The following is a 12,057-nucleotide window of genomic DNA, read 5'->3' on the forward strand; positions in this document are numbered from 1 at the left end:
ACCATGAACGATGATTCCCCAGTCCTGAATCCCGAAACCGGGAAATCGAAGCTGCGTTTCAAGACCATCTTCATCTCCGACGTGCATCTCGGCATGCCGGACAGCAAGGCCGCGCAGGCCTCCCACTTCATCCGTCACTGCCTTTGTGATAAACTCGTGCTCAACGGTGACATCATCGACGCCTGGCACCTGCGCCGGCTCGGCGGATGGAACAAGAGCCACACCAACTTCATTCGCACCGTCCTGCGCAAGATGGAAAAGGAGAACACCGAGATCGTCTATCTGCGTGGCAATCACGACGACGTGCTCGACCGCTTCATCCCCATCCAGTTCGAGCATTTCGTCATCACCGACGAACACATCCACCACACACCTTCCGGAAACTATCTCGTTGTCCATGGCGACGGCTTCGACGCCGTCAGCACCAACCACGCGTGGCTCGCCAAGCTGGGTGGTTTCGGCTACAACTTCCTCCTGCGCATCAACCGCCTCTACAACGGCTACCGTCAGCTCCGTGGCAAGGAGCCCTTCTCCTTCAGCGCCTGGGTGAAGCAGAAGGTGAAATCCGCCGTCGGCGCCGTCGGCAAGTATGAGGAGCAGTTGCAAAACCTCGCCAAACAGCGCCACTGCAAGGGCATCATCTGCGGACACATCCACAAGGCCGACAACAAGATCATCGGCGACACCCACTACCTCAACTCCGGGGACTGGGTCGAGTCCATGACCGCCATCGTGGAAAACTTCGACGGCAGCTTCCAGATCATCGGCTATCCTGAATTTTGTGAACGTACCCACCGCGATCCCAAAGGAGCCATCTCTGATCCGGACGACGGTGCAGAAGAAGCGCCGCCGAAATCTTCTGTAGTTGCAATGTAGCAAAACTGTCACATTGGGGCATTCTACTTCATGCAAGAGCATATCCTCTCATCCTTCAATCACTCGCTTGAAAAGCTCCGTGGCGATGTCCTCGCCATGGCCAGCATGGCGCGTAAAAACCTCGCCAGCGCCATGCGCGGCCTGCTGGAGCGTGACACCGACCTGTGCAACGCCGCCATCGCCGCGGACCAGGATGTCAACGAACTCGAAAAGGCCGTGGACAAGCTTGGCATGCAGATCCTCGTCAAGTTCCAGCCCACCGCGCATGATCTTCGCCAAGTGATGGGCACCATCCGCGTCGCCAACAATCTCGAGCGTATCGCTGACCAGGCTTCCAGCATCGCCAAACGTGCGCGCTTCATCAACAACCTCCCCGAATTCGCCGAGGTGAAGCTTATTCAGCCCGTTTATTCACTCTGCGACCGCAATCTCGACGCCAGCATTCAGGCTTTTATCAAAGCCGACCCCGAAGCAGCCTCCGCCGCGCGTCTGCTCGACAAAGAGCTCGACGCGGCTGAAAAAGCTCTCGATCGCGAGTTGATCTCCGTTATGGAGTCCCACCACGCAGAACTCGAAGGCTACATCCATCTCATCTTCGTTGCCCGCTTTCTGGAGCGCGTGGGCGATCACGCCAAGAACATCTGCGAAGACACCATCTTCATCGAACGCGCAGAGGACATTCGCTTCAGCAAGGACAAGCGCGCCGAAGCGGCTTCGATCCCTGAGGCGTGACGCTGGTTTGTGAAACAGGCTGCCAGCCTGTGGGATCAGAAGGATCCGTTGCTTTGCCGAAACAACACCCGTTTCTTCAGCCTCTCGGCGCCAGTTGGAATGAGCCGAGAATCTTGTTCACAGCGGCGCTCTTTCCCACGGCCTGTCCGGAAGAGTAGAAGGTCAGGACCCAAAGGCTTTGCCGTTGGGGCACATGGACTTGCAGGATCGACCTTGAGGCGTCCCGATTTGTTGCTTCGCAGCGATAGGCGTTCGTGCCTGCCACCTGGACCATTCCGCTTCGTTCGATCTTGCTGAACTGGCCCTCCAGCAACGTTCGTTGAATGCCCTTTTGATAGGCGGTGTTCGCCACCAGCACGTCCTTTGAGGCGCCGTCGGAGGCTCCAAGCGGACCCGCGATTACCAAATGCAGTGTCCCGTTGGCGTCATCTGCCGCCAAGAGGGTCTTAGAAGGCGGAGTCTCCAGCTCCCGCCATCCATCGGGCAACGTCACGGCCATGTCGGGCGAGATGACTTTCACGCCGCCGGGCGCTCTCATGTGTGCCAACATCGGTGGGGTGGAACAATGGGCCAGCAGGAGGCAGGAGAGCAGGAGCAAAGAAAGACGTTTGGTCACAGGAGGTCGCAAGGTTGGGTGAAGAATCGGCTGATGCTAGACCGCCCTGCATTCGAAACAACCGGCAATTCTTTTTGCTGCCGGAGGGGAAAGCGAAGCAGTGCTTGCACGTTGGCTGGGTCACTGCTTTAGAATTACCATAATAACACTTCGCCTGCTATGCAGCTCATTGCTCCTGATCCCGACATGCGTCTGCGCTTCAAGCATCCTTATGCTTCGAAGCCCCTGCTCACCGAAACGGAGGCGCGCTTTTTTGAGTGCCTGTTTCAGATCACCCAGGGGCGTTGCCACATTCAGGTAAAGCCCCGCCTGGCGGATGTCTTCCAGCATCCCAAGGTCCCGGGCGCGTTTCAGAGGATCAGCCAGAAGCACGTCGATTTTCTGATCTGTCGCGCGGACGACTGGATGCCCATGGTCGGCATCGAGGTGGATGACCCCAGTCATGGCGACGCCAAGGCGTTCAAGAATGACATTTTCAAGAACGAACTCTTCGCAGCCACGGGCGTCCCTCTGCTGCGTCTTCCCGTCTATGAGCTCGGGCAGCTCGAGGAGCTTGTCGCAACCCTCACGAGAGCCTGGAACCACCGCTGGGCCATCCTCGAGACGGGCATGCCTCCTCCTCTGCCCAAACCCAGACGCCGCTTCATCGACCGCCTCATGGGCAAATCTCACGTCCGGGCCTCCGAAGCGGCGTGAACGTATGGGGACTTGGGTCAAGCGAGGCTTGCGGGCAGGCGATGGCCGGGGATACTCGGGGGCATGAACCGGTGTGCTCTGATTGTGCTGTCGTTGTTGCTGTCGTCGTGGTCCGTGCGGTTGTGGGGCGCGCCGCCGCCGCTGCCCAAGGCAGTGACGAGTTTTGGCGCGGCGGTGTGCGACAGAAGCGTCTATGTCTACGGTGGTCACATGGGGACGGCGCATGCTTACTCGACTGAGACGGTGAGCGGAGCGCTGTGGCGCATGTCGCTGACGAAGCAGGATGCATGGGAGGTTTTGCCCGGAGATGTTCCGGTGCAGAGTCCGGGTATCGTGGCGTGGCAGGACAAGCTGATCCTCGTGGGCGGGATGCAGCCGCAAAACGCTCCAGGAGCCGAGCAGAAGCTGATGTCGCTGGACCATGTGGCGATGTTTGATCCGAAGACAAAAGCCTGGACGAAACTGCCAGCGCTGCCGGAGCCGCGATCAAGCCATGCGCTGGCGGTGATGGGTGACGAACTCTACGCGGTGGGCGGCTGGCCGCTCAAGGTGGGCACGCCAAAGCCTGCACCTGACGCGCCGAAGACGAAGAAGTGGCACAACACAATGGTGGTGCTGGATCTGACCAAGCCCGAAACGGGTTGGAAGACGCTGCCACAACCTTGGACAAGGCGCGCGCTCGCGGCGGTGGTGTTTGGCGGGAAGCTTTGGTGCATCGGCGGGATGACGGAGGACAACGAACTGTCCTCGGCGGTGGACATCTACGACCCGAAGACGCAGCAGTGGAGCAGTGCGCCGCCGGTCGGCGAGAAGGATCGTGCGATGGGCTTTGGTTGCGCCGCCTGCGTCGTTGGGGGGAATCTCTATGTGAGTCCGGAAGGCGGGAAGGTTTACCGCATCGGCACGGATGCGAAGGCATGGACGGAATGCGGAAAGCTCGTGAAATCGCGTTACTTTCATCAGCTCATTCCTTTGAATGACACCCACTTGATGGCGATCGGCGGCACCAGCGGTGGCAAGCCGATGGACGATGTGGAGATCGTGACCGTCGAGCATTGAACCAGAAACCTGAAACTCTACCGCCATGATTCGCATGTTGTTCGCTTTGATCCTGATGGCGCTGATGAGTGGTCAGGTCGTGGCGGAAGACTGGCCGCAGTTCCATGGTCCGGCACGCAACAACACCACGACGGAAGAAGGCTGGGAGAAAGCCTGGCCGAAGGACGGTCCCAAGGTGGTCTGGCGCACGCAGGTGGGCGCGGGCATGGCATCCTTCGCGGTCGTGGACGGGCGCGTTTTTACGGCGGGCAACGACGGTGAAAATCAGGACACGATCTGGTGCTTTGATCTCGCGGACGGAAAGGTCGTGTGGCGTCATGATTATCCGTGCAAGAGCGCCGCGCACATGATGCCCATCGTGCCCGGCGGACCAAGCTCGACTCCATGTGTCGGCGAAGGACGTGTCTTCAGCATCAGCCGCGAGGGAGATGTGTTTTGCCTGGATGCGGCGACGGGCAAGGTGCTGTGGCAGAAGAGCCTGCTGAAGGATTTTCACAGCCAGCGGCCGGTCTACGGCTACGCAGGCAGTCCGCTGCTGTGGCAGGGGAAACTCTTTCTCGATGTCGGTGGCGATGAGGGATCGTCGGTGTGTCTGAACGCGGCGACAGGCGACACGCTTTGGGCAAAGGGGAAGGGCGAAGCAGGCTATGCGACGCCGGTGATGACATCGCTCGGCGGCAAGGAGCGGCTGATCATGTTCAAAGGCCGTGAACTCGCGGTGCTCGATCCGCAGGATGGCAGCGTGATCGCCAGCTACGCGACCACGACCACAGACTTCTGCAATTGCGCCACACCAATGATCGGCAGTGATGGCACGATCTTCATCTCCCACACCGGCAACGACGGCTCCACCGGTCTGCGCTTGGAAGGCACCACACTCACCGTCGCGTGGAATGTGCGCGATCTCGGCCTGCTGTACAACTCCGGCGTGCCTTGGGGAAAGAATGCGCTGATGGTCTTCAACGATTCCAAGCGCGGTGTGAACGATCTGCGCTGCCTCGATCTCACCACTGGGAAGGCGTTGTGGGAATCCGCCGACGTGGCCAAGGGCACTGCGATCCTTAGCGATGGTCATCTCGTTGTGCTGAGCACCACTGGCGAACTGCAGCTCTGCCAGCCCTCGGAAAGCGGCATCACCGTGATGTCGCGAGCGCAGGTGCTCGAGGGCAAATGCTGGGTCCTGCCCGCGATTTCCCGTCGTCACCTGCTGTGTCGCAGCAACGCAGGCGAGGTGGTGTGTCTGGATCTCGCGAAGCCTTGAGGATGGCCGGGCCAAGTGAAGCGACACAGGCGACCAAAGGGAGGCATTTGTGGAGAGCGTATCAACGAAACAAAGAGATTCAAAAAAGGGACCGGAGTTTTTTCTGTTGGTTCGCTCGCTCCCCGCTTGGTCGGGCTTTGCCCAAGCGATGCATGGCCTGTCCCACCTCCAACCTTAGGCTCGGCACTTTTCCTTTTTTCGGCCAACCTGTTCAGCGTGTCGAAAGCTTGTGGAATGGTGGGCCGTTCCTTCGGCTCTCTTATGGCGACTCGTGCACTCTTCCTTTCCTTCCTCGGGCTCTGTCTGACAGCCGTCTCCTCTCACGCTGAATCGCTTTGGCCGGAGTTTCGCGGGCCGACAGCGCAGGGCTTCTCTACGGCGAAGGGATTGCCGACGGAGTGGGCGCCGGACAAGAACATTGTGTGGCGCTCTGAGGTGGCTGGAAAAGGCTGGTCGTCGCCCGTGGTCGCCAATGGAAAGATTTTCATCACGACCGCTGTCGAACTGCCGGTGGATCCTGCCGCAGCGGAGGTGAAACCTGAGCCTGCTCCTCCTCCGGCTGCAGTTGCGCCTAAGGCTGATGGTTCCAGGCGGCCGGCACCTGCAAAGAAGGCGCCACCACCGCCGCCGAAGCCGGTGAGCCTGCATGTCATCGCACTCGATGCGGCAACGGGAAAGGCGCTGTGGGATACGCCGGTGTTTGAGGCGAAGGATCCGGCGGCGCTGAAGATGCACCCGAAGAACAGTCAGGCGAGCCCTTCGGTAATCTATGAGGCTGGACGCTTGTATGCGCATTTCTCGCACCACGGCACGACCTGCTTGGATGAGGCGGGCAAGATCGTGTGGACGTCGCAGGAGAACCCTTATCCGCCACAGCATGGCACGGGCGGCAGTCCGGTTCTTGTCGACGATCTGCTCATCTTCGATGCGGACGGCAGCAAAGATCCGGGCGTGGTGGCGCTGGACAAGGCGACCGGCAAGACGCGTTGGAAGATCGCCCGCCCGGAGACAGAGGCGAAAAGCAAGTTCTCCTTCTGCACGCCTCTCGTCATCGAGGTGGCGGGTCAGAAGCAGGTGATCAGTGCAGGCAGCGGGATCGTGCAGGCGTTGAACCCGAAGGACGGCAGTGAGATCTGGCATGTGATGTATGGCACTGGCTACTCAGTGGTGCCGCGGCCGGTGTTTGCGCACGGGATGATTTTCATGAGCACCGGCTATGACAAACCGATCGGCCTGGCGATCAAGGTGGATGGAAAGGGCGATGTGACGAACACCCACGTAGTGTGGCAGGAGACGAAGTACGTTCCGCACAATCCCTCCATGCTGGTGATCGGCGATGAGCTCTACATGCTGGCGGACAACGGCCTCTTCACCTGCCGCGACGCGAAAACGAACACGGTACACTTTGAAGAACGCCTGCTCGGCCCCAGCTCCGCCTCGCTGCTTTATGCGGACGGCCTGATCTACGCGATCGATGAGAAGGGCGCGTCCGCCGTGGTGAAGCCGGGCAAGACATTGCAGGTGGTGGCGAAGAGCGAACTCAACGAGAAGACGCTGGCCTCGATGGCGGTGTGCGACAACGATCTTCTGATCCGCACGGAACTGGCGGTGTATCGTGTCGGGAAGAAGAGCGGCGCCGAGTGAGGCTCGGGGCAATCTCGGAACCGATGGGCCGAAAGAATCAAAAGAGGAAGGACGGATATCCTTCCTCTTTTGGCATTTTCGGCCAGAGGGATCACACGTGGAGGCATCGCCCCCGTCCATGAATGGCTTTACGCCGCCAGATGGAAGTATCCGTGGATGTGGGGGAAGCCACGGAAGTACCAGACCATCTCCGGGCCTTCGATCTGCCAGGTGTCCCACACCTTGTCACTGCCGATGTCAAACTGGCCGCCGTAACAGGAGATGAAGAGGCGCTCTACGATCTTTTTGTCCTCGATGGTCTTCATCGTGACGGCCACATCGTCGGGGCGGAAGCAGGCGAGCATGCGGCGCATCGTTTCAATCAGCTTCACCTGCTGATCCTTGCTGAGATCGGCACCGCTGAGGCCGGGGAGGTCGGTCTTGCGCTTTGCGATCACTTCGGCGGGTTTTTCGGAACGTGGTTCGCGGCCGACGAGGATCTTTTCCTGCTGCTTGCCGTCCAGAGCGCTGACGAACTCATTGAAGATCACGCCCTGATACCAGAAAGGATTGCCAGCGTGGTCTTTCTCCTCGCGGAAGGCCTTGGCAAAGTTGCCGTAGAAAATGGGGCGGCCGCCGAAGCCAAGACCGGAGTCGGTGAGTGCGTTGCAGCGGCGGGTGACGTGGTGGCCGGTGTAGATGAACTCAAAGTCCTTGTCCTCCGGTGTGCCAAAGAAGCCGACGGAGGGGGTGTTCTTGATCTGGCCCATGAGATCCTTCTGCACCTGCCAGTTCATTTTTTCACGATACTCGGGAGCATGCAGGGACTCGAAGATCTGCCGCACCAGATCCTGCTGCTCCTTCGTGTAGAAGGTGTGAAGGCGCTGTTCCGGACAGATGTACCACCAGTTGCTGACGTAGCCGCGTTTCGGGTGGTCGAGCGGCAGGACGATCTTGCCGCGCTGCTCCTCCGTGAGGCTTTTGTAGAACTGCATCGGCAGGGAGTCCTTGCTCGTCGATGCGGCACGCAGGGAGGGGAATGCGGCGAATGCCGCAGTGGCTCCGAGGGAGCGCAGAATTTCGCGGCGGCTGAGGAATGTCCCATCCAAGGGGGGCATGATCGATTTCATGGGAGGCATTTTCTCCGAGCCCAATGAAAAAGACCAGCGCAATTTCGGGGATGCCTCGGGCCGCCGTTGAAGCACCGGGAGGAGACTGCTTTGCAGCACCTTGTTGTGATCGTCAGAGGCTGTTCTAGCTTGGTCGAATTCATGTCATTCTCCCTGCACGGATTCCCGTGGCGCTTTGCCGCCTATTTCATCGCCGCCGGCTACCTGATGGCGGACCTGTATGCGTGCAAGGGTCCGTTGCATGCGCGGTTGATGGCGGGCAGGGGATCCTCGCCAGAAGGAGCGGGAGGAGGCTTTGCCGCAGAGGTTTACGGAAGGCCGATCACGCGGCTGGAGGTGGAGGAGATGATGCGGGAGCAGTTGTGGAAGCGGAACGAGTCCTGGGCCGCGCTGGGCACCGAGGCACGGAAACAGACCCGCTGGCTGGCGCTGGAGACGCTGGTGAATGACCGGATCATCCGCGCGTTTCGCATCATGAACGGGATCGACCATGTGCCGCCGGTTTCTCTGGCGAAGCGTGAGGCGGAGATGATGAAGCGCCAGTTTGCCAACGGAGCCGAGTTTCCCGGACGAGTGGCGGGTCAGCAGCAGACGGAGAAATCTCTCGACGAGGGCATCTATGACGCTCAGCTCGACGAGGCGTGGATCGCGGAGAAGATCGCGCATCGATTGAAGGAGATCACGGCCAAGGAGGTGCGGGAGTGGTATGACGAGTTCAAGGACACCCTGCGCATCCCGCGCGCATTCCATGCGGCGCACATCTTCCTCACCCGGCATGACAAAACCAAACCGGATCGCGAGGCGGAGATCCGGGAGGTTCACCGGCAGTTGATCGCGAAGGAGAAGACCTTTGCGCAACTGGCGGCGGAGCATTCGGACGATGATCGCAGCAAGGTGGTGGGAGGAGATCTCGGCTGGATCAGCCGCGGACGTCTGCCGGAAGATTTCATGTCGGCGGTGGAGAAGCTCCCTGTCGGAGAATTCAGCGGGCCGGTGCTGACAAAGCTGGGCTGGCATTTGATCATCGTGATGGAGCGGCATGAACCACGACTGCCGACCTTCGAAGAAGCTGCAGATGAAATCATGGCGATGCTGACGAGCCAGCGGCGTGAGGAGGCGGTGAGGAGCCTCATCGCCGAACTGCGGGAGCGGTCGCAAAAACCGACCCAGTTTGTGTTTTACCATCCGCAGGTGGTTGACCAGGCCGAACCTGCGCCCTAAGTGCCACGCATGAAGCAAAACGTTGGCATTCTGGGTCTCGGCATCATCGGAAGTCGTGTGGCGGAAAACCTGCGCAAGGCGGGGCATCAGGTGTTTGTCTGGAGCCGCAGCGCACGTGCGGTGCCGAACTTTCTCGCCTCTCCGCGTGAAGTGGCGGAGGCGGCGGGCATCATTCAAATCTTCGTGCGCGACAGCGCCGCGCTGCTGGAAGCGCTGAATGACATGCTGCCGGCGCTGAAGGCCGGACATCTCGTGATGAACCACGCCACCGTGAGCAAGAAGGCCACGCTGGAGGCCGCGAAGCTGGTGGAAGGCACGGGTGCTTCGTTTCTGGATGCACCCTTCACCGGCAGCAAGATGGCCGCGCAGAACGGCAAGCTGTGCTACTACATCGGCGGCAACGATTTGATGCTCGAACGTGCGAAGCCGGTGCTGGAGGCCAGCGCCGCGAAGATTCTGCCGCTGGGCGGCATTGGCGATGCGATGGTGCTCAAGATCGTGACCAATCTCGTTTCCGCCGTGATCGTGGAAGCCGTGGCCGAGGCTGCGGATATTACGAAAGCGAATGGCATCGCGCTGGAACGCCTGCTGGAAGCGCTCGAGTCGAACGCGAACTTCTCCTCGCTCATTGGCATGAAGCTGCCCGCGATCATCAAGAGCGACTTCGATCCGCACTTTGCCCTGCGCAACATGCTCAAGGATGCCGACTTTGCCCGTGAACTCGCCGCCGAGGCGAAGCTCAGCACACCCACCCTCGACTGCACCGCCGCCGCGATGCGCGCAGGGGTGGAAGCCGGGAAAGGGGATCTCGATTTCAGCGTGATCGGACAGCGCGCGTGATCCCGGCTGCCAGCTCCGAGGAGGGCAACGCTCCGGCGTTGCCCACTTCGGCAGACGCAGAACCGAAGCGGAGCGAAGGTAGCCAGCCGCAGGCTGCCCGCAGGGATGGCGCAGCCAGGCAACTCTGCCCTCCCAAGGAGCGGGGAACTCCGTTCCCCATCTTCGTGGGGTCAGAGACCCCACCTCCTTGTTTCCTCAATCCCCGCGAATGGAATCGCGGACTACGCCCCAAGAACCGCGAACAAGGAACCAAGAACCAAGAACAAGGAACAATAAACCTACCTTCTCAGCGCGTTGATCAGCTCATCCAGCTTGTCGGCCACCGCCTGCATCTCATTCTGTGTCGGCGGGCTGCTGGCCACCAGGCCCAGCGTTGCCACGCCGTTGCTGTTGCTGCTCGTGCCGCTGATGGCATTGCTCAGATCCATGTTGCTGATCTCGCCCATCGGCCCCTGCGGTCCTTCGGGTCCCGGCGGGCCGTCGTTGCCCTGCGCCCCGGCCGGTCCCTCCGGCCCCTGAGGGCCCGCGCTGCCGTCCGCCCCGGTGCTGCCCGTCGCGCCGGTGTCCCCCTGCGGCAGGTCAAAGGTGAAATGCAGCGTGCCGCTGTTGACGCTGAGCGTCACCGCCGCCGGACTCCCCGGCGGCAGCGTGTTCACACCGTCCACCGTCGCGCTGCCGATGGTTTGAATGGCGTCGATGAGTTCTTTGAGACCGTTGAGCTGGCCGCGCATCTGCGCCGAGGAGTTCGGCGAGTTCGCGGCGGGGAGGTTGGGATCGAACATACGTAGTCCGCGACTCCGTCGCGGTGGTTAAAGTTTATTGTTCTTAGTTCTTGGTTCCTGGTTGGAGAGAAGGGAGGGCGGCGCTCCGGCGCTGCCGATTTCGGCACGGCGGGAGCCGTGCCCTCCTCACGTCACCGTGACCTGCGCCTCCGGGCTCGGTGCCGCGTCGCCGCCGTCGTTGCTGGCGGTCACGCGCACTTTGACGACCTGACCGGCGGTGAAGTTTTTGAGGATCACCTCCAGGTCCTTCGCGCTGGCCTTGTTCTGCCATTCCGTATCCACCCCCGTGATGAAGGTCTCGATTCTGTAGCGGGTGGCCCGCGTGGCGTAAGGGTAGCTCACCTCGATGCGGCCATTGCCCAGCGCGGCGGCGGTCACGCTCGTCACGGGTTCCGGTGCGCTCGGGTTGGCCGGGATGTTCAGCCCAAAGGCCTCCCAGCGCGCATCATCATCGGCGATGAGCGTTTCCAGTTCGTTGATCAGGCCGCGCACCCGTTTGCGCAGGGAATCCGTGGCCGCGGTGCGGGTGGCAAAGGCGGTCGTCTGGGCGCTCTCCGCATCACTCACCGCCTGCCGGGCGTCGGAGAAGGCGGTCCAGGCCGCGGTGCAGGTGGCGGCGGTGGCCCCCATCCCCGCGTTCTCGCTGGCCGGGACGAGGGTGAAGTAGTTCTTCAGGGCGTCCAGCAGGGTGAAGCGCTTGTCCTGCGTGCTGGGCACGCCGGTGGACTGGTCGGGGAAACCGGTGGGCTCCCAGGCCGCGCTCCAGCGCTCGCCCAGCACCTGCTTGAGGCGCAGCTTGCAGTTGTTGATGGTGGTGGTGCCGGCCTCGTCCGCCGCCAGCAGGTCGGCGTAGGCGGTGCTCACGGCGTTCTTCTTCACACCCGCGTCCGTCTCGGCGTTGGACAGGGCGGTGATCGCGGCGCGCATCGCCGCCTCGGTGTTTTGCAGGATGCCGATGGCGGCTTCATGCGTGTGGCAGCCGTCCGCCATGCGGTCGGCCAGGGCGCGGAGCACGTCCGCGTTGTCGGGTGTTGGGTTGGAGGCCATGGTGCGTCGGTTCGTCTTGCGTTTGGTTTTGGGTGCGGTCGGAAAAATCGGCGGGGCGGCGGGCGCGTCCCAGAAGCCGGAGTCCCACGTGCCTGAATCCCAGTCAGGCATGGCGGGGGAGGAGTGGGAGAAGAAGCGGTTTGGGGAAGGGGAGGGCAACGCTCCGGCGTTGCC

General features: G+C 61.3%; 12 protein-coding genes. 8 read left to right on the top strand and 4 right to left on the bottom strand.

What is annotated here, in order from left to right; all coding sequences use genetic code 11:
* Positions 1-3 precede the first annotated feature (3 nt).
* Positions 4-876 carry a UDP-2,3-diacylglucosamine diphosphatase gene (locus KDL09_RS15020; RefSeq protein ID WP_294386655.1) on the top strand — a complete coding sequence of 291 codons (873 nt, stop codon included), beginning with the start codon at positions 4-6 and terminating at the stop codon, positions 874-876.
* A 30-nt stretch (positions 877-906) separates the two neighbouring features.
* Complete coding sequence (gene phoU / locus KDL09_RS15025) at positions 907-1,608, top strand: phosphate signaling complex protein PhoU (protein WP_294386657.1); 702 nt, start codon at positions 907-909, stop codon at positions 1,606-1,608.
* A 76-nt stretch (positions 1,609-1,684) separates the two neighbouring features.
* On the opposite strand, the gene KDL09_RS15030 is transcribed toward phoU, so the two are convergent.
* Positions 1,685-2,224: a hypothetical protein gene (locus KDL09_RS15030; RefSeq protein WP_294386660.1), complete on the bottom strand. Its 540-nt coding sequence runs from the start codon at positions 2,222-2,224 to the stop codon at positions 1,685-1,687.
* 159 nt (positions 2,225-2,383) lie between these two features.
* Here KDL09_RS15030 and KDL09_RS15035 point away from each other — a divergent pair, with 159 nt between their 5' ends.
* The 4 genes from KDL09_RS15035 to KDL09_RS15050 all read left to right on the top strand — a co-directional run bounded on the left by KDL09_RS15035 (position 2,384) and on the right by KDL09_RS15050 (position 6,884).
* Complete coding sequence (locus KDL09_RS15035; protein ID WP_294386662.1) at positions 2,384-2,920, top strand: DUF2726 domain-containing protein; 537 nt, start codon at positions 2,384-2,386, stop codon at positions 2,918-2,920.
* Between the two features lie 63 nt (positions 2,921-2,983).
* Entirely contained in the window at positions 2,984-3,979 is a 996-nt protein-coding gene (locus tag KDL09_RS15040) for a kelch repeat-containing protein (protein WP_294386664.1), read from the top strand.
* A gap of 25 nt (positions 3,980-4,004) precedes the next feature.
* Positions 4,005-5,240, top strand: a complete 1,236-nt coding sequence (locus KDL09_RS15045) for a PQQ-binding-like beta-propeller repeat protein (protein ID WP_294386667.1) — start codon at positions 4,005-4,007, stop codon at positions 5,238-5,240.
* A gap of 261 nt (positions 5,241-5,501) precedes the next feature.
* A complete protein-coding gene (locus KDL09_RS15050) occupies positions 5,502-6,884 on the top strand; it encodes a PQQ-binding-like beta-propeller repeat protein (RefSeq protein WP_294386669.1) in 1,383 nt (460 codons plus the stop codon).
* 128 nt (positions 6,885-7,012) lie between these two features.
* Here KDL09_RS15050 and KDL09_RS15055 read toward each other — a convergent pair whose 3' ends face one another.
* Entirely contained in the window at positions 7,013-7,993 is a 981-nt protein-coding gene (locus tag KDL09_RS15055) for a DUF3500 domain-containing protein (protein WP_294386671.1), read from the bottom strand.
* A 141-nt stretch (positions 7,994-8,134) separates the two neighbouring features.
* Between KDL09_RS15055 and KDL09_RS15060 the strand changes: the two genes are divergently transcribed.
* Complete coding sequence (locus tag KDL09_RS15060; protein WP_294386673.1) at positions 8,135-9,214, top strand: peptidylprolyl isomerase; 1,080 nt, start codon at positions 8,135-8,137, stop codon at positions 9,212-9,214.
* Positions 9,215-9,223: 9 nt separating this feature from the next.
* On the top strand, positions 9,224-10,054 hold the full coding sequence (locus KDL09_RS15065) for an NAD(P)-dependent oxidoreductase (RefSeq protein WP_294386678.1): 831 nt from the start codon (positions 9,224-9,226) through the stop codon (positions 10,052-10,054).
* Positions 10,055-10,332: 278 nt separating this feature from the next.
* On the opposite strand, the gene KDL09_RS15070 is transcribed toward KDL09_RS15065, so the two are convergent.
* Both KDL09_RS15070 and KDL09_RS15075 read right to left on the bottom strand, forming a co-directional pair.
* A complete protein-coding gene (locus KDL09_RS15070; RefSeq protein ID WP_294386681.1) occupies positions 10,333-10,836 on the bottom strand; it encodes a hypothetical protein in 504 nt (167 codons plus the stop codon).
* Between the two features lie 126 nt (positions 10,837-10,962).
* Entirely contained in the window at positions 10,963-11,994 is a 1,032-nt protein-coding gene (locus KDL09_RS15075) for a fibronectin type III domain-containing protein (RefSeq protein WP_294386684.1), read from the bottom strand.
* Positions 11,995-12,057 lie beyond the last annotated feature (63 nt).

The organism is Prosthecobacter sp., assembly GCF_020439865.1.
Classification (GTDB): domain Bacteria; phylum Verrucomicrobiota; class Verrucomicrobiia; order Verrucomicrobiales; family Verrucomicrobiaceae; genus Prosthecobacter.